This is a genomic window from Pantoea sp. AG702 (genome assembly GCF_003182295.1).
Taxonomy (GTDB): domain Bacteria; phylum Pseudomonadota; class Gammaproteobacteria; order Enterobacterales; family Enterobacteriaceae; genus Pantoea; species Pantoea ananatis.
In genome coordinates this window covers 190043-207834 of record NZ_QGTU01000002.1, presented here as the reverse complement: position 1 = coordinate 207834, position 17792 = coordinate 190043, and the positions used below count along the sequence as shown (strand labels likewise).

At 53.9% G+C, this 17792-nt stretch carries 20 protein-coding genes; 7 read left to right on the top strand and 13 right to left on the bottom strand.

The annotated features are described in order from the left end of the window. Window positions 1–46 precede the first annotated feature (46 nt). A complete protein-coding gene (locus tag DFO57_RS07345) occupies window positions 47–1804 on the top strand; it encodes a sulfite reductase subunit alpha (protein ID WP_013024315.1) in 1758 nt (585 codons plus the stop codon). 113 nt (window positions 1805–1917) lie between these two features. Here the strand turns inward: DFO57_RS07345 and sspB are convergent, their stop codons facing one another. The 5 genes from sspB to zapE form a co-directional block, all read right to left on the bottom strand. After that, window positions 1918–2403, bottom strand: coding sequence for a ClpXP protease specificity-enhancing factor (sspB, locus tag DFO57_RS07340; protein ID WP_013024314.1), 486 nt, complete (start codon window positions 2401–2403; stop codon window positions 1918–1920). A gap of 3 nt (window positions 2404–2406) precedes the next feature. Then, window positions 2407–3048, bottom strand: coding sequence for a stringent starvation protein SspA (gene sspA / locus DFO57_RS07335; protein WP_013024313.1), 642 nt, complete (start codon window positions 3046–3048; stop codon window positions 2407–2409). Window positions 3049–3364: 316 nt separating this feature from the next. Beyond that, on the bottom strand, window positions 3365–3757 hold the full coding sequence (gene rpsI / locus DFO57_RS07330; protein ID WP_006121723.1) for a 30S ribosomal protein S9: 393 nt from the start codon (window positions 3755–3757) through the stop codon (window positions 3365–3367). Window positions 3758–3772: 15 nt separating this feature from the next. Continuing rightward, window positions 3773–4201 carry a 50S ribosomal protein L13 gene (gene rplM, locus DFO57_RS07325; protein ID WP_006121722.1) on the bottom strand — a complete coding sequence of 143 codons (429 nt, stop codon included), beginning with the start codon at window positions 4199–4201 and terminating at the stop codon, window positions 3773–3775. Between the two features lie 225 nt (window positions 4202–4426). Next, window positions 4427–5554, bottom strand: coding sequence for a cell division protein ZapE (gene zapE, locus DFO57_RS07320; protein ID WP_110015215.1), 1128 nt, complete (start codon window positions 5552–5554; stop codon window positions 4427–4429). A 177-nt stretch (window positions 5555–5731) separates the two neighbouring features. Here zapE and zapG point away from each other — a divergent pair, with 177 nt between their 5' ends. From zapG to degS, 3 genes are all read left to right on the top strand, one after another. Beyond that, the gene (zapG, locus tag DFO57_RS07315; RefSeq protein ID WP_006121720.1) at window positions 5732–6133 is read left to right on the top strand and encodes a Z-ring associated protein ZapG; all 402 of its coding nucleotides are present in this window, start codon (window positions 5732–5734) and stop codon (window positions 6131–6133) included. 109 nt (window positions 6134–6242) lie between these two features. Further along, window positions 6243–7625, top strand: coding sequence for a serine endoprotease DegQ (degQ, locus tag DFO57_RS07310; protein ID WP_014595149.1), 1383 nt, complete (start codon window positions 6243–6245; stop codon window positions 7623–7625). A gap of 89 nt (window positions 7626–7714) precedes the next feature. Further along, window positions 7715–8776 carry an outer membrane-stress sensor serine endopeptidase DegS gene (degS, locus tag DFO57_RS07305; RefSeq protein ID WP_013024309.1) on the top strand — a complete coding sequence of 354 codons (1062 nt, stop codon included), beginning with the start codon at window positions 7715–7717 and terminating at the stop codon, window positions 8774–8776. Between the two features lie 84 nt (window positions 8777–8860). Here the strand turns inward: degS and epmA are convergent, their stop codons facing one another. After that, entirely contained in the window at window positions 8861–9838 is a 978-nt protein-coding gene (gene epmA / locus DFO57_RS07300) for an elongation factor P--(R)-beta-lysine ligase (protein WP_110015214.1), read from the bottom strand. 134 nt (window positions 9839–9972) lie between these two features. On the opposite strand from epmA, the gene DFO57_RS07295 reads away from it, so the two are divergent. Then, window positions 9973–10497, top strand: coding sequence for a lipocalin family protein (locus DFO57_RS07295; protein WP_014595147.1), 525 nt, complete (start codon window positions 9973–9975; stop codon window positions 10495–10497). A gap of 40 nt (window positions 10498–10537) precedes the next feature. On the opposite strand, the gene DFO57_RS07290 is transcribed toward DFO57_RS07295, so the two are convergent. The 3 genes from DFO57_RS07290 to efp all read right to left on the bottom strand — a co-directional run bounded on the left by DFO57_RS07290 (window position 10538) and on the right by efp (window position 11523). Further along, the gene (locus DFO57_RS07290; RefSeq protein WP_014606758.1) at window positions 10538–10672 is read right to left on the bottom strand and encodes an entericidin A/B family lipoprotein; all 135 of its coding nucleotides are present in this window, start codon (window positions 10670–10672) and stop codon (window positions 10538–10540) included. A gap of 104 nt (window positions 10673–10776) precedes the next feature. Further along, window positions 10777–10908: an entericidin A/B family lipoprotein gene (locus DFO57_RS07285; protein ID WP_024472200.1), complete on the bottom strand. Its 132-nt coding sequence runs from the start codon at window positions 10906–10908 to the stop codon at window positions 10777–10779. A 48-nt stretch (window positions 10909–10956) separates the two neighbouring features. After that, window positions 10957–11523 (bottom strand): elongation factor P, encoded by a 567-nt coding sequence (gene efp / locus DFO57_RS07280; protein ID WP_013024304.1) that lies wholly within the window; start codon window positions 11521–11523, stop codon window positions 10957–10959. A gap of 40 nt (window positions 11524–11563) precedes the next feature. Here efp and epmB point away from each other — a divergent pair, with 40 nt between their 5' ends. Continuing rightward, window positions 11564–12592, top strand: a complete 1029-nt coding sequence (gene epmB / locus DFO57_RS07275; protein WP_013024303.1) for an EF-P beta-lysylation protein EpmB — start codon at window positions 11564–11566, stop codon at window positions 12590–12592. A gap of 161 nt (window positions 12593–12753) precedes the next feature. Here epmB and DFO57_RS07270 read toward each other — a convergent pair whose 3' ends face one another. The 4 genes from DFO57_RS07270 to DFO57_RS07255 form a co-directional block, all read right to left on the bottom strand. Further along, entirely contained in the window at window positions 12754–13104 is a 351-nt protein-coding gene (locus tag DFO57_RS07270; RefSeq protein ID WP_014606760.1) for a DUF4156 domain-containing protein, read from the bottom strand. Window positions 13105–13296: 192 nt separating this feature from the next. Beyond that, window positions 13297–14946 (bottom strand): chaperonin GroEL, encoded by a 1650-nt coding sequence (gene groL / locus DFO57_RS07265; protein WP_013024301.1) that lies wholly within the window; start codon window positions 14944–14946, stop codon window positions 13297–13299. Window positions 14947–14994: 48 nt separating this feature from the next. Next, window positions 14995–15288 (bottom strand): co-chaperone GroES, encoded by a 294-nt coding sequence (locus DFO57_RS07260; RefSeq protein ID WP_014606761.1) that lies wholly within the window; start codon window positions 15286–15288, stop codon window positions 14995–14997. Window positions 15289–15520: 232 nt separating this feature from the next. Continuing rightward, the gene (locus DFO57_RS07255; protein ID WP_014606762.1) at window positions 15521–15982 is read right to left on the bottom strand and encodes an FxsA family protein; all 462 of its coding nucleotides are present in this window, start codon (window positions 15980–15982) and stop codon (window positions 15521–15523) included. A gap of 321 nt (window positions 15983–16303) precedes the next feature. On the opposite strand from DFO57_RS07255, the gene aspA reads away from it, so the two are divergent. After that, complete coding sequence (gene aspA / locus DFO57_RS07250) at window positions 16304–17740, top strand: aspartate ammonia-lyase (RefSeq protein WP_015701111.1); 1437 nt, start codon at window positions 16304–16306, stop codon at window positions 17738–17740. The last annotated feature ends 52 nt before the right edge of the window (window positions 17741–17792 follow it).

The following is a 17792-nucleotide window of genomic DNA, read 5'->3' as shown; positions in this document are numbered from 1 at the left end:
CACAGCGAAGCATGACGGTTAAGAGCGGGATTGAGTAAAGGTATCCATGAAAATTCCATATATTCCTGAAGATGCACCTTTCAATGGTGATCAGAAATACTGGCTGGCGGGCTTCCTGGCCGGCCTGCACTCCCGTTTGTTGGTGCTGGAAGACAAACAGCAGCCGGCTGCGGGCAGCAGCGCTGCCGCGACCACCCAACTGCACATCCTTTATGGTTCTCAGACCGGTAATGCTGAGGCGCTGGCCCAGTCAGCGGCGAAGTCAGCCCGTGCCAAAGGTCTGGTGCCGGTCGTTCAGGCATTAGGCGATGTGGATCTCGACGTGTTCGCTACCATGCGGCACGTGCTGATTGTCACTTCGACCTATGGTGAAGGTGAAATGCCCGACAACGCCCAGCTGTTTTGGGACGCGATTTCCGCCAGCACCGCGCCACGTCTGGAGCAGATGCACTTCGCCGTGCTGGCCATTGGCGATACCGGCTATGACGGATTCTGTCAGGCAGGTAAGTTCCTGGATATGCGCCTGGAACAGCTTGGGGCAAAGCGCGTTGTTGACCGCATTGACTGCGATATCGATTACGAAGAGCCGTCAAATGAGTGGATTAACAGCACGATGCCCCAGTTTGCCAGCAGCGCAGGCAGCAGCGGCACGGTGCTGGAGAGCGCTCCGGAAGCGCCGGTTATTCCTGGCAGCAACAAATCGAATCCGTATGCGGCAGCCCTGATCACCAATAAACGCCTGTCGAGTGAGCAATCGGCAAAAGATATTCGCCACGTCGAGTTTGATCTCACCGACAGCGGCCTGAAGTATGAAGCCGGTGACGCACTTGGCGTGATTCCGGTCAACGAGCCGTCGCTGGTCAGCCTGCTGCTTACCCAGTTGAACGCCGATTACCAGACGCCGGTGCCGGGATTCGACAGGAGCCTGGGCGACCTGCTGACCTACCAGTTTGAAATTTCAGAGCCTTCACGCAAGCTGATCGAGTGGGTGGGCCAAAACACCACCAACCAGGAGCTGCGTCACGTGCTTCAGCACGACGACAAAGACGCGCTCGGTGTCTGGCTATGGGGCAAAGATACGCTGGATCTGCTCCAGCTCGAACTGACGCGTAGCCTGAGCGTACCCGAGTTCGTCGCCCTGCTGCGCCCGTTGCAGCATCGCGCCTACTCCATCTCGTCCAGCTCAAAAGCGCATCCGAATCAGGTTCACCTGACCATCGCCTCAGTGCGCTATCACAGCGGTGGCCGCAACCGCAGCGGCGTGTGCTCTACCTATCTGGCTGAGCGTGTACGCCGTGGTGAAAAGCCCGCGATCTTCATCTCACCCAACAAAGCCTTTCGCGTTCCGGCTAACGGCAACGCTCCGCTGATTATGGTCGGCCCCGGCACTGGTATCGCCCCGTTCCGCGCCTTTTTGCAGGAGCGTCAGGTAACAGGCGCTCAGGGTAAAAACTGGTTGTTCTTTGGCGATCAGCATCAGGAACACGACTTCATTTATCGCGAAGAACTGACGGCCTGGCAGGAAAGCGGGCTGCTCACGCGTCTCGATCTGGCGTTCTCACGCGATCAGGACAAGAAAATCTACGTGCAAAACCGGATGCTGGAACAGGGTGCAGAGCTCTATGCCTGGCTGCAGGAAGGCGGTCACTTTTACGTGTGTGGCGATGCATCACGCATGGCGAAAGACGTGGATAGCGCGCTGTATGAAATCGTACGTCAGTTTGGCGGGCTCTCCAGTGAACGGGCCGCTGACTACATCGATCAGTTGAAGAAAGAGAAACGCTACTTGCGCGACGTTTACTGATCGCTGCGGCAGAAAGTAAAAATCCGGGCAACCTGTGTTCCCGGATTTTTTTATGCCTGTGACCTGCTGGCAGACAGGCAAAAAAATACCCGTCAGGTGACGGGTATTCTGTGTTATTTCACCACGCGCAGTGCGGGACGGCCACCACGTGGCGGGGGATCGTCATCCGGTGAATTATCGTCATCGCTGGCATCATCAGGGCGGTCGCCGTCAATCACTGACATGACCGTCTCTTCCTGATTCTCAGCAAATTCCTGTGTGCCGCCTTCATAGGCCGGTTCAGGTTCAAACATCGTGCCTGCGCCGTTTTCACGCGCATAGATGGCGAGTATGGCCGCCATTGGGACATTCACCTGACGTGGAACGCCACCAAAACGTGCGTTAAACGAGACTTCGTCATTGCCCAGATCAAGGTTACCCACGGCACGCGGCGCAATGTTCAGTACGATCTGACCATCGCGGGCATATTCGAGTGGAACCTGAACGCCAGGCAGGTTGATGTCGACGACCAGATGCGGTGTGAGCTGGTTATCCAGTAACCAGTCATAAAAAGCACGCAGCAAATAAGGTCGGCGGGCTGTGAGTTGTGACATTTCCATACGTTAGCCCCGGGCTTGCAGGCGCATTTCACGTTCAGCTTCAGTCAGTGAAGCAAGGAAGGAGTCACGCTCAAATACGCGGTTCATGTAGCCTTTCAGCTCTTTAGAGCCCGACCCGAGCAGATCGATACCCATTGACGGTAAACGCCACAACAGCGGAGCCAGATAGCAGTCGACCAGGCTGAACTCGTCGCTCATAAAGAATGGCGTACGCCCAAACAGAGGAGCAATAGCCAGCAGCTCTTCACGCAGCTGCTTACGCGCCGCTTCAGCTTCCTGACCGCTACTGTTCTCAACCTTTCTCATCAGGCTGTACCAGTCTTGCTCAATACGGTGCATCATTAAACGGCTTTCGCCACGTGCAACCGGATAGACAGGCATCAATGGTGGGTGGGGAAAACGCTCATCCAGATATTCCATGATGATGCGTGATTCGTACAGCGTCAGTTCGCGATCTACCAGCGTCGGCACAGTGCGGTACGGATTGAGGTCAATCAGATCCTGCGGCAGGTTATCCATTTCGACCTGCTCGATCTCTACGCTGACACCTTTCTCGGCAAGCACGATACGTACCTGATGGCTAAAAATGTCAGTAGGACCAGAAAACAGCGTCATTACCGAACGTTTGTTGGCAGCGACAGCCATGAAAACCTCCCAGTTTGTTCACAAAAAGTTACTGCGAATGGCCAACCACACGGCGACTCACCTGCTCATAGAACTCGCTCGCAATCCGCGCTAACCCCCCCCGACTAATGCGAGGCGCATAACGCGCCAGCTTGCGGGCGCAAAGTGACACAGAGTTTACCAGATTTTAGGCAGCTTGTGGGTGGGGGAATGCATTTTTGCGGGTAAAATGCGAACAGTATTGTGGTTTTATACGACAGGATGACCTGAGAATAAAAATAAAAAACCCGCCGGAGCGGGTTTTTTGTGCCAACTGTGTCTGCCGAAGCAGCAACAATTAACGCTTGGAGAACTGAGGACGACGACGTGCTTTACGCAGGCCGACTTTCTTACGTTCAACCTGACGAGCATCACGGGTAACGAAGCCTGCTTTACGCAGTTCGCCACGCAGTGACTCATCATACTCCATCAGAGCGCGGGTGATACCATGACGGATCGCGCCTGCCTGACCAGAGATACCACCACCTTTAACGGTGATGTACAGGTCCAGTTTACCAACCATATCAACCAGTTCCAGAGGCTGACGCACGACCATGCGTGCAGTCTCGCGACCGAAATACTGCTCCAGAGAGCGTTGGTTGATTACGATGTTACCGCTACCCGGCTTGATGAAGACGCGTGCGGATGAGCTTTTGCGGCGACCAGTGCCGTAGTTTTGAGTTTCAGCCATTGCCTTTAATCCCGATTAAATGTCAAGAACTTGCGGTTGCTGTGCCGCATGGTTGTGCTCGTTACCTGCGTAAACTTTCAGTTTACGGTACATAGCACGACCCAGCGGGCCCTTCGGCAGCATGCCTTTAACCGCGATCTCAATCACGCGCTCAGGACGGCGAGCAATCATCTCTTCAAAGGTCGCCTGTTTGATACCACCGATGTGACCAGTGTGGTGATAGTAAATCTTGTCAGAACGCTTGTTGCCGGTTACAGCAACTTTCTCAGCGTTCAGAACGATGATGTAATCACCAGTATCAACGTGCGGAGTGTATTCCGCTTTATGCTTACCACGCAGACGGCGCGCCAGTTCAGTCGCCAGGCGACCCAAGGTTTTGCCAGTTGCGTCAACAACATACCAGTCACGTTGGACGGTTTCTGGTTTAGCTGTAAAAGTTTTCATCGAAAAGCTTACCCAAATTAAGTTACACGTTGGTGAAATCCCAAACGCTTAAGTAAACGAATGAGGCTCACACGACCATTTTGACCAGCAAGCCACCCCTTCGGATAGCGTTACCGGAACGCAGAGGATTTGGGAAAAAAATCCTGTGCTGTAACGTGGGGTCGCAAGATTATAGAGAAGTCGATTACAAAAATCGAACCCTATTTTCATTTATTACCTGGAATCTCAGGGTAAATGCGCCAGCCGCAGGTACTCTTCGCTCTGCATTTCCTGCAAACGGGACAGACAGCGCTGATATTCAAATTTCAGGCGCGTCCCCTGATAAATTTCGAACAAGGAGGTTTCTGCAGCGACAACCAGTTTGACATGGCGCTCGTAAAACTCATCCACCAACGCCAGAAAACGCCGCGCCTGATCTTCCGTCTTGTAGATCATGACCGGTACATCGAACAGCAGGACGCTGTGAAAGCGGCGTGACAGCTCAATATAATCATGCTGGCTGCGCCCTTCTCCACACAGGGTTTTAAAATCAATCGCAATCACCCCTTCTGCCACGCCCAGGGTCGGCATTTTACGGTGATTGATCTCCAGCACCGTTGCGCTGTCGCGTTTTTCGCCTGACAATGCCTGGAACATGCGGTCCATCTCGGCGTAGGTTTCCGGCCCCAGAGGAAACGTCCACAAATGCGCGGACGTCAGCGTACGCAGACGGTAATCAATGCCCGCATCGACATTCATTACCTCACAGTGCTGCTTAATCTGCTCGATGGCGGGCAGAAAACGGGCACGCTGCAGGCCGTTTTTGTACAAGTTATCAGGCGGAATATTCGAGGTCGCAACCAGGCTGATGCCGCGCGCAAACAGGGCTTCCATCAGCGTTCCCAGCAGCATGGCATCCGTGATGTCAGACACAAAAAACTCATCAAAACAGAGAATATCGGTTTCTGCTCTAAAGCGGTCGGCGATGATCAGCAACGGATCGCTGTGCCCCTGCAGTTCGGTCAGCTCTTCATGCACGCGCAGCATGAAACGGTGAAAGTGTAAGCGCAGTTTGCGGTCGCCAGGAATAGACTGAAAAAACAGATCCATTACCCAGGTTTTCCCCCGGCCAACACCGCCCCACATATACAAGCCACGGACGGGCGCTTTGGGCTGCGACTTTTCTTTTCCCATCAGCTTCGACAGACGACCTAACAGCCCCTTCGAGGGAAGTTCGGTGGTGTGCTGACGCGCGATCAGCCCTTGCTGGATAGCATCTAAGCGGGTAATCGCTTCACGCTGTACGTCGTCGGGCTTGAAATCGCCCTGTGATAGCGCTTGCTCATAGCGGGCAAGCGGAGATGAGGTTTGCATGGTTCGCTCAGTGTCCCTGAATTTTGTCTTATTCAAACGTCGTTTGTCGAAAAAAAGGCCGCTCTACACTAAGGCATGGCGCTCCAGAGTTCCACATCCATAAGATTAACGGGTATAGTGACTATTATTAAGTGGTGCAACGCCCTACGGAACAACGGAAATAACACGGGAGTCATTATGACCTGGGAATACGGGCTAATTGGTTTAGTGGTAGGTATTATTGTCGGCGCAGTCGCAATGCGTTTTGGCAACCGGAAGCTGCGTGAGCAGCGCAGCATGCAGTACGAACTGGATAAGACGAAAGCCGAGCTGGCAGATTATCGCGAAGAGCTGACCAACCACTTTGCGCAGAGCGCAGAGCTGCTGGATAACATGGCGCGTGATTACCGTCAGCTCTATCAGCACATGGCGAAAGGGTCCAACGACCTGCTGCCGAACATGCCCGGGGACAAAAACCCCTTTGCATGGCAACTGACCGAAGCCGAAGCGGATAACGATCAGGCACCGGTGCAAATGCCGCGTGACTACTCTGAAGGCGCCTCTGGCTTACTGCGTGGTGAACGCGCCGTCCGCGACTAAGCATGATCGGGCACAGTGACGCTGTGCCCGCTGTTTTTGCGAACCCCGGCCGCAAACGGCTGTCTCATTGATTTACTCCCCCCATTTTTGCAGCGAGAGCGTTGTAGCAATGAAAAAACAAGCACGACTGTTAAGCGCATTAGCCTTGAGTATTGGAATGAGTCTTGCCGCTGCGCCCGGCGCGATGGCGACGCTACCTGCACAGATTCAGAGCCAGCCGCTTCCCAGCCTGGCACCGATGCTGGAAAAAGTGTTACCTGCTGTGGTCAGCGTGCACGTTGAAGGCACCCAGTCTGATGCCCAGGCCCAGACACAGGATATTCCCGAGCCGCTTAAGCGTTTCTTTGGCCAGTTGCCCGGTGGCGCCCCAAGCCAGCCTCAACCCTTTGAGGGGCTGGGGTCCGGTGTCATCATTGATGCCGCCAAAGGCTATGTTCTGACCAATAACCACGTGGTCAACGGCGCGGATAAGATCAACGTCCAGCTCGGCGATGGCAGCGAATATGATGCCAAACTGATTGGTCACGATGAGCAGACCGACATTGCTCTGATCCAGATTCAGGGCGCGAAAAACCTGACGCAGATAAAAGTCGCCGATTCGGATCAGCTGAAAGTCGGTGATTTTGCCGTGGCCATCGGCAATCCTTTTGGCCTTGGTCAGACAGCGACCTCCGGAATTATTTCGGCACTGGGCCGCAGCGGCCTGAATCTCGAAGGGCTGGAAAACTTTATCCAGACCGATGCCGCCATTAACCGCGGTAACTCGGGCGGCGCGCTGGTTAATCTGAACGGCGAGCTGATCGGCATTAATACCGCCATTCTGGCCTCCAGTGGCGGCAATATCGGCATTGGCTTTGCGATTCCGAGCGATATGGCCATGAACCTGGCCGAGCAGTTGATTAAGTACGGCGAAGTCAAACGGGGTCAGTTGGGTATCAAAGGTACCGAGATGACCGCGGACATCGCAAAAGCGTTTAACGTTGACGCACAGCGCGGCGCGTTCGTTTCTGAAGTGCTGCCCCAGTCTGCGGCGCAAAAAGCTGGTATCAAGTCAGGCGATATCATTGTTTCGGTCAACGATAAACCGATTACCAGCTTCGCAGAACTGCGGGTGAAGATCGGCACGACGGCACCAGGTGAGAAAGTGAAGCTTGGCCTGCTACGTGAAGGTAAACCGGTGAGTGTTGATGTCACCCTTGAGCAAAGCGCCCAGACGACGGCCAGCGCACAGCTGCTTTCTCCAGCCCTGCAGGGCGCGACTCTGAGCGATGGTCAGACCAAAACCGGTGATAAAGGCGTGAAGATTGATGCCATCGAAAAAGGCACTCCGGCTGAACAGGTCGGCCTGCAAAAAGATGACGTGATCATTGGCGTCAACCGCACGCGAATTCAGAATATTGCCGAAATGCGCAAGGTGCTGGAAGCCAAACCGCCGGTGATGGCGCTGAATGTGGTTCGTGGTGAGGAAAGTATCTATCTGTTATTGAGATAAACCCCGCACGATGGCGGACACAAGCACGTGTGTGTCCGCCGCTCTCATGTTATTCTCCCCAACGTTCTCCCCTGACGTGATTTAACACCATGTTTCTTAAACTCTTGCGTTCAGTGGTGTTGGGACTGATTGTTGCGGGCATCTTGCTCGCAGCGCTGCCCGCACTGCGTTTGGGCGGTGCTGCCCTGTATAGTCAAAATGACAGTAACGATGAAACGCCCTTTGGCTTTAATCAAGGGGTGAGGCGTGCCGTGCCTGCCGTTGTGAATGTTTACAACCGCAGCGCGCATGGGAACAACAACCGCGGTATTACCACGCTGGGCTCTGGCGTGATTATGAATAACCGGGGTTATATCCTGACCAACAAGCACGTTATCAATAATGCCGATCAGATCATCGTCGCTCTACAGGATGGCCGTTTTTTTGAAGCCACGCTGGTGGGTTCAGATGCCATGACCGATTTGGCCGTGCTAAAAATTACCGCGTCAAACCTGCCGGTTATCCCGATTAATCCCAAACGCGTCGCACACATTGGCGATGTGGTGATGGCCATCGGCAACCCCTATAACCTGGGACAAACGGTCACACAGGGCATCATCAGCGCCACGGGCCGCGTTGGACTCAGCTCGTCAGGCCGCCAGAACTTCCTGCAAACGGATGCATCAATCAATCAGGGGAACTCCGGTGGTGCACTGATTAATTCGCTGGGCGAACTCATGGGCATCAATACCCTGACGTTCGATAAAAGCAGCGATGGCGAAACGCCCGAAGGCATTGGTTTTGCTATCCCCACCGCGCTGGCAACCAAGATAATGGATAAGCTCATCCGTGATGGTCGGGTCATTCGCGGCTATATCGGCATTACCGCCCGCGAAGTGCCGCCGCTTCACGGCCAGGGCAACAGTCTCGATCGGGTTCAGGGCATTATCGTCAGCGTGGTGACGCCGGGCGGCCCGGCTGAGAAAGCCGGTATCCAGGCCAATGATGTGCTGCTGAGCGTAGACGGTAAACCGGCGCTCTCCGCACAGGAAACCATGGACCAGGTTGCGGAAATTCGGCCCGGCTCGGTGGTGAATGTGCAGGTGCTGCGTAATGACAAGAAGCTGACCTTCCCGGTGACGATTCAGGAGTTTCCGGACAGCAGTCAGTAGCGGTGAACGCAAACAAGGCCCACTTGAGGCCTTGTTTATCAGCTTAAATGGCGCTGCGCCATTCTGTCAGCACGGCGTCAAGGGTCAGCAGCGGTCTACCGGAAACGCAATAACCTCCGACAGCGACTCTGCCTTCAGCGCCAGCATAATCAACCTGTCCACGCCCAGTGCAACGCCCGAACAGGCTGGCATGCCGTGCTCCAGCGCGGCCAGCAGGTAGTGATCAATCGGATGTTGCGGCAACCCTCGCGCCGCACGCCGACGATTATCCTGCTCAAAGCGTTGGCGCTGTTCACGGCTGTCGGTGAGTTCGCGGAAGCCATTCGCCAGCTCAATGCCCTTGTAATACACCTCAAACCGCTCTGCCACCCGATGATCTTCCGTGCTGATCTCCGCTAATGCCGCCTGGCTGGCCGGAAAGTGGTAGATAAAACACGGCTTGTCCTGACCAATCTTCGGTTCCACGCCCAGCATAAACAGCAGCATCAGCAAGGTATCGCGATCCTCTTCCCGACTGGCCAGCTCGCCCTCACCCAGCTTTTCCGCCGCCTCACGCAGCTGCGCTTTGTCGGCAGAAAGCGGGTCCAGCTCAAGGTGACGAATAAAGGCCTGCTGATAAGAGAGAGACTCCGCGCTGTCGCACTCCAGCACCTGCTGCAGCAGATCGTCGACCTCATTCATCAGGCGGTACATATCGTAATGGGGGCGATACCATTCCAGCATGGTGAATTCAGGGTTGTGGTAGCGCCCGGCCTCTTCGTTGCGAAAGCTGCGGCCCATTTGATAGATAGGGCCACTTCCGGCCGCCAGCAGGCGTTTCATGTGGTATTCCGGGCTGGTCATCAGCCAGAGATCGCGGCCTTCAGACAGGCCAGGGCCGACAAAGCGCGTCTGGAATGGCACCAGATGAATGTCGGTAATCGTGGCCTGACTCATCGCGGGCGTGTCGACTTCCAGTACGGCACGATCGGCGAAGAAACGACGCACTTCAGCAATAATGGCTGCGCGTTTAATTAAACTGGCAATCGAAGCGCCAGGTTGCCAGCTTGTCGTTTCACTCATGGTGACGGCTCCTGATACAAATAAGGGAGGGAAGTCTACTCGTAATGTCAGTGGCAAACAATCGTGGCGCAAGCCTGTCCAATAAACTGACCGGCTTCTATAATTAACAGGTTAAATAACAAAGGAATCTTTTTATGTCTCCATGGAAAACATTGGTCGCCAGCCTGAGTGCCTTCCTGTCCGTCGCCTGCACGACCACACCGCCAAAAAACGTTACCGTCGTTGAAAACTTCGACAGTCAGCGTTACCTCGGTCAGTGGTACGAGATAGCCCGGCTGGATCATGGCTTTGAACGCGGCCTCGAACAGGTTACGGCAAATTACAGCCCACGTGAGGATGGCGGCCTGAAAGTCGTTAATCGCGGCTATAACGTTAAAAAGCAGCGCTGGCAGGAGAGCGTGGGTAAAGCCTACTTCACCGGCGATAAACAGCGTGCGGCACTCAAGGTCTCGTTCTTTGGGCCCTTCTACGGTGGCTATAACGTGATAGCGCTGGATCCTGACTACCGTTACGCACTGGTATGCGGGCCTAACCGCCACTATCTGTGGATACTGTCACGGACGCCGCAGTTGGATGAAGGTGTGAAACAAAAGCTGGTGCAGCAGGCACGCCAGGCCGGTTTCCCGGTAGATGAGCTGATTTGGGTGAAACAGGGCTAGAGAAAGGCCGGTACGAAAAACGTTCGTACCGGTTTTACCGTTACTGCGCGCTACGCTGGATTGCATGGCCGCCCGCTTCAACGTCTTCGCCGACGCCGCGCGTGGTGTTGCAGCCAGAAAGCAGTGCAGAGAACATCATCACAGAGAAAATCGCAACAATACTTTTCTTCAACATATCCATATCCTTTTTGGTTGCATTATAGGTACAGCTTTTAAAGCATAGACTGATTATGCAACGTCGCGAGCCTGAGCCGCCGAAAAAAGGAAGGCAGGAATAACTTATTTAGCCGCGCGCGAGATTGCGCCGCCCAGGTGAGATACGTCTTCGCCAAAACCGTGGAAGGTGTTACAGCCGCTTAGTCCAGAAGCCACCAGCAACGCCAAGGCGATAAGTTTTGCTCGTTTTTTCATGGTGAACTCACTCAAAAAAAGGCGCATCACAGGATGCGCCTTTCAGGGTTATTTTACGCGTGACACGTATTCGCCAGAGCGGGTATCAACCTTCACCACCTCGCCAATCTGCACGAACAATGGCACTTTAATGACTGCACCCGTAGACAGCGTTGCTGGCTTACCGCCCGTACCGGCAGTATCACCTTTCAGGCCTGGGTCAGTTTCAATGACTTCCGCTTCAACAAAGTTTGGTGGCTGAACCGCAATCGGTTTATCGTTCCACAAGGTTACGATACACTCCGCGTTGTCCTGCAACCACTTCTGCACTTCATCCAGCACTTTTGCTTCAACCTGGTATTGCTCAAAAGATTCCGGGTGCATGAAGTAGTAGAAATCGCCGTCGTTGTAAGAGTACTGCAGCGTCATATCCTTCACGTCTGCGCCTTCGGCAGAATCCGTTGATTTGAAGGTTTTCTCAACGCGTGAACCGGTCAGCAGACGACGCATTTTTACACGTGCAAACGCCTGACCTTTACCCGGCTTAACGAACTCGCTTGATTCGATGGCATAAGGTTCGCCTTCGAACATGATTTTAAGACCGGGACGGAAATCGTTGCTAAGATAAGTCGCCATAAAGGCCCTCTGTAGATATTAACTGGTAATAGCCAAAAAAATGGCACACATTGTAACCCTAAATTCCCCTTCCAGAGAAGATTGGTTGCAGCAACTTGCTGATGTTGTCACTGATCCTCATGAATTACTGCAACTTTTAGCGCTCGACCATCATCCGGATCTGGCTGCTGGCGGCGACGCACGCCGACTTTTTGCCCTGCGCGTGCCGCGCGCCTTTATCCGGCGAATGAAAAAAGGCGATGCGCAGGATCCCCTTCTACTCCAGGTCCTGACCAGCCGTCAGGAGTTTGTCGACGCGCCAGGTTATAGCACCGATCCGCTGGACGAACAAAATAGCGTCGTGCCGGGATTACTGCATAAATATAAAAACCGTGCATTGCTGCTGGTCAAAGGCGGCTGCGCGGTGAACTGCCGCTACTGCTTCCGCCGTCATTTTCCCTATCAGGATAATCAGGGCAACAAGCGTAACTGGCAGGCCGCGCTGGATTATATTACCGCCCATCCTGAACTGGATGAGATCATCTTTTCGGGTGGCGATCCGTTAATGGCAAAAGATCATGAGCTGGCCTGGCTCATTGACGCGCTGGGCGCTATCCCGCATCTGAAACGGCTACGTATTCACAGTCGACTGCCGGTCGTGATTCCGGATCGCATTACCGAGGCGCTGTGTCAGACGCTGGCGGAAACGCGGCTTCAGGTCTTGATGGTCACCCACATCAACCACGCCCGTGAGATTGATGAGGCGCTTTGTGATGCCATGCTGCGCCTGAAACGTGCTGACGTGACGCTGCTTAATCAGAGCGTACTGCTGCGCGGCGTGAATGATGATGCACAAACCCTGGCGGCGCTGAGCAATGCGCTGTTTGATGCCGGCATTCTGCCCTACTACCTGCATGTGCTGGACAAAGTGCAGGGCGCAGCGCATTTCTTCGTTTCTGATGAAGAAGCCCGGGCGTTGATGCGTAGCCTGCTGCCGCGGGTGTCCGGTTATCTGGTGCCGAAGCTGGCACGTGAGATCGGCGGGGAACCCAGTAAAACCCCGCTGGATCTGCAACTTCGGCAGGAATAAATCACGGGCGGCACACAGCCCGGTAGCCGCAAGCCTCATTTCCGCCGAGCAGCGGGCTGCCAACCCGTTGCACTGGCGGCTAAAAGCCATTGATAAACGCTAAAAAAACGACCGGCACATTGGCCGGTCGTCTCAAAAAATGTTGCCTGTTCAGCGCAGGATCAGTTAGGGCATTTATAGACCTGGCCGGTCATCTTGCTGTCGAGTGGTGCAAAGGCTGAAAGCAGGTTTTGTGTAGGACTGGTTGCGCCATAAATGACGTTTCCGCCCATTTCGGCAGCACGGTTCCGCAGGTCGTTAGCTGCACCGCGCAGCGCGCTGGTTTCGCCACCGGCTCCGCTTAACCAGTTACTTTGCGAGCCGGTCAGGCTGCCCAGAAGCTGACATTGTTTGCCAGGCTGCTGATCGGTAAAGGTGACGCGCTGTCCAGCAGAAGTCAGGTCGGTTGAGCTGCTGCAGCCTGCAAGCAATAACGCACCAGCCGTAAGACCGAGCAAGAGGTTAATACGCATTATAATCCCCATTTATTATCATCAGTGTCGGATGGCAGCGTAGCAGAAAAACACGCATTTTTTCTGAACATTCATTGCCCTAATCCGTGCCAACGTAACCGTTGCGCCCCTACTTATACCCTTTCCTCTGCAAAAGAAAAACCCCCGACCGTTTCCGATCGGGGGTTCTTATGACGCAAGCGTCAGGGGCGATTACATCATGCCGCCCATACCGCCCATGCCACCCATACCGCCAGCGCCTGCACCTAAGTCTGGCGCATCGCCTTTCGGCAGGTCAGTGACCATACATTCGGTGGTGATCATCAGGCCAGCAACCGATGCCGCGTACTGCAGAGCAGAACGGGTCACTTTGGTTGGGTCCAGAATACCGAAGTCGATCATGTTGCCGTATTCTTCAGTCTGCGCGTTGTAACCGTAGTTACCGTCGCCTGCTTTCACGTTGTTCGCCACAACAGAAGGCTCTTCGCCGGCGTTAGAAACGATCTGACGCAGTGGAGATTCCATTGCGCGCAGCGCAACTTTGATACCCACGTTCTGGTCTTCGTTCTGACCACGCAGTTCGGTCAGCTGTGCTGCAACGCGAACCAGCGCCACACCACCACCTGCAACCACGCCTTCTTCAACCGCAGCACGGGTTGCGTGCAGGGCATCTTCAACGCGTGCTTTTTTCTCTTTCATTTCAACTTCAGTTGCTGCGCCCACTTTCAGAACGGCAACGCCGCCTGCCAGTTTCGCTACGCGCTCCTGCAGTTTTTCTTTGTCGTAGTCAGAGGTGGCTTCTTCAATCTGCTGACGAATCTGAGTGACACGACCCTGAATAGTGGTTTCTTCACCCACGCCATCGATGATGGTGGTGGTGTCTTTGTTGATCACGACACGCTTCGCCTGGCCCAGATCTTCCAGTGCTGCTTTTTCCAGCTCCATACCGATCTCTTCAGAGATCACGGTACCGCCGGTCAGGATAGCGATATCCTGCAGCATGGCTTTACGGCGGTCGCCGAAGCCCGGTGCTTTAACCGCAGCCACTTTCACGATGCCGCGCATGGTGTTCACCACCAGCGTCGCCAGCGCTTCGCCTTCTACGTCTTCCGCGATGATCAGCAGTGGTTTGCCTGCTTTCGCAACGGCTTCCAGCACTGGCAGCATTTCACGGATGTTAGAAATCTTCTTGTCAGCCAGCAGGATGAACGGGGTTTCCAGCTCAACGGCACCTGTTTCTGGCTTGTTGATGAAGTACGGAGACAGGTAGCCACGGTCGAACTGCATACCTTCAACCACGTCCAGCTCGTCCTGCAGGCCGGTGCCTTCTTCAACGGTGATGACGCCTTCTTTGCCCACTTTTTCCATCGCCTGAGCGATCAGGGTACCGACGGTTTCATCAGAGTTAGCAGAGATAGTCCCTACCTGAGCGATAGCTTTAGAGTCTGAGCAAGGAACAGACAGTTTTTTCAGCTCTTCAACCGCAGCGATGACCGCCTGGTCGATACCGCGCTTCAGATCCATCGGGTTCATGCCCGCTGCAACGGCTTTCAGGCCTTCGGTGATGATGGACTGCGCCAGCACGGTTGCCGTGGTGGTACCGTCGCCTGCCGCGTCGTTCGCTTTAGAGGCAACTTCTTTCACCATCTGTGCGCCCATGTTTTCGAACTTGTCTTCCAGCTCGATTTCACGCGCAACAGAAACACCATCTTTAGTGATGGTCGGTGCACCAAAAGATTTATCCAGAACCACGTTACGGCCTTTCGGGCCCAGGGTAACTTTTACTGCATCTGCCAGTACGTTCACGCCACGCAACATTTTTACGCGTGCGTCATTACCGAATTTTACGTCTTTAGCTGCCATTTCAAATTTCCCTTAAATTCGTTTCGTTCAGTGAATTACGCGTAAAACTTACGCTTCAACAATCGCCAGAATGTCGCTTTCAGAGATGATCAGGACTTCTTCGTTGTCGATTTTTTCAGTTTTGGCACCGTAGCCTTCGCTGAAGATCACGACGTCACCAACTTGTACGTCCAGCGGCTTCACTTCGCCACTCTCAAGGATACGGCCTTTGCCCACAGCCAGGACTTCACCACGCGTGGATTTGCCTGCTGCAGAACCGGTCAGCACAATGCCACCCGCTGACTTAGCTTCAACTTCTTTACGCTTCACGATGACACGATCGTGTAATGGACGAATTTTCATTTGATAGCTCTCCTTTGAGAAGTCCAATCATTCATTTTTGGGTTGAATACCGGGCTGTGTGGCTTCCGGCCTCGTGACCAGAGAGATAGGGCCGCGACCTGACACTTTCAAGGGGGCAACCCACAAATTTTTTTAGTCTGATGATGCAACTGATGACTTTTTAGACAAACCGCGCGGACGGGTCAGAAGACAAACAAAAAGCGCGACCTGATGTCGCGCTAAGAGGATGAGATTAACGATCTTTTGGATCGTCATGATGTTCAAGGCGATCGCTGTCTTTGCGTTCGAACTCGCCATCCATTGTATAACCGCTGTCCGGGCCTGCACCCGGCCCCCGCCAGACGCGCAGATGCGGCATCAGTTTTAAGGTCAGGTGTTTTTGCACCGGTGGCAGTAAGAGCAGCAGGCCCAGCATGTCGGTAAAGAAACCCGGCAGCAGCAGCAGGAAACCGGCAATGATCAGCGAAACGCTTTTCACCATTTCCTGCGCCGGACTTTCGTTACGAGCCAGCTTCTCCTGCATCAGCATAAAGTTTTTCATGCCCTGATTTTTTACCAAAGACACGCCGATGCAGGAGGTGAAAACCACCAGCAGCATGGTGAGCAGCACGCCAAGGACGTGTGCAACCTGAATGAAAAGCGAGATCTCAATCCAGGCCAGTACGAAAAAGATCACTAACGGTAACCAGCGCACCGGATTCTCCTGTGAGTCAGGCTGCCCGGCTGATGACCCGGCAGCGTAAAAATGATGGTAACAAGATACAGAGATGGTCATTCAGGCCGCCCATTTCAACCGTGCCAGGCAAATTTTTGCTGCAGGGTTAAATTTGTGAGCAATTTCACATATTGTTAACGTCATAAGGCCAGTAAGGTGATCTCTGTTCGCGCTTTAGGGCTGGGTCAGAATAGGATCGTGCTCACCCGCCTGAATACGGATAAAATAGCGGTTCTGGCGCTTCCCCACAAAACAAACACATCATCTGCGATGGTTAGCAGTGACAACAAGAAGGTTATCATGGCGAACAACATTCGTATCGAAGAAGACCTGTTAGGCATGCGCGAAGTTCCGGCGGATGCTTATTATGGCGTTCATACTTTGCGTGCGATTGAAAACTTTTACATCAGCAACAGCAAAATCAGTGATATTCCTGAGTTTGTGCGCGGCATGGTGATGGTAAAAAAAGCGGCGGCGATGGCCAATAAAGAGCTGCAGACGTTGCCGCGTGACATCGCCAATACCATTATTCAGGCCTGCGATGAAGTGCTGAACAAAGGTCGCTGCATGGATCAGTTCCCGGTCGATGTGTATCAAGGCGGCGCGGGCACCTCGGTCAACATGAATACCAATGAGGTGCTGGCCAATATTGGTCTGGAGCTGATGGGGCATCAGAAAGGCGAATACCAGTATCTGAATCCCAACGACCACGTGAATAAATGCCAGTCCACCAACGATGCTTACCCGACCGGCTTTCGCATCGCCGTTTACAGCTCGCTGTTGAAACTGCTCGACGGCATCAGCCAGTTAGCCGAAGGTTTCCAGCGTAAAGCTGACGAATTCCAGACGATTTTAAAAATGGGCCGTACTCAGCTACAGGATGCGGTGCCGATGACGCTGGGTCAGGAATTCCATGCGTTTAGCGTGCTGCTCAATGAAGAGACGAAAAGCATTTTGCGCACCGGCGAACTGCTGCTGGAGGTTAACCTGGGCGCGACCGCTATTGGTACTCGCCTGAATACGCCGGATGGCTACCAACACTTAGCCGTTCAGAAACTGGCAGAAGTCAGTAACCTGGCGGTGGTGCCAGCCGAAGATCTGATCGAGGCCACCTCCGACTGCGGCGCCTACGTTATGGTGCACTCTTCGCTGAAGCGTCTGGCCGTGAAGCTTTCTAAAATTTGTAACGACCTTCGCCTGCTCTCGTCGGGTCCGCGTGCCGGCCTGAACGAAATTAACCTGCCAGAATTGCAGGCCGGCTCCTCAATCATGCCTGCCAAAGTGAATCCGGTGGTGCCTGAGGTGGTAAACCAGGTGTGCTTCAAAGTGATTGGCAACGATACCACGGTCACCATGGCGTCCGAGGCCGGGCAGCTGCAGCTTAACGTTATGGAACCGGTGATTGGCCAGGCGCTGTTTGAGTCGGTCAGCATCCTGACTAACGCTTGCTACAACCTGCTGGAAAAATGCGTTAACGGCATCACAGCCAACAAAGCGGTCTGTGAAGCTTATGTGTTTAACTCCATTGGCATCGTCACTTACCTGAACCCCTACATTGGGCACCATAATGGCGATATCGTCGGTAAAATTTGTGCCGAAACCGGTAAAAGCGTTCGCGAAGTGGTGCTTGAGCGCGGCCTGCTCACCGAAAGCGAGCTGGACGATATTTTCTCTGTGCAAAATCTGATGTATCCGGTTTATAAAGCCAAACGTTACACCGACGAAAACGAACAGTAAGGCTTAATTGTACTTACTGATGTAAAAGGCACATCGTAATCAAAACGATGTG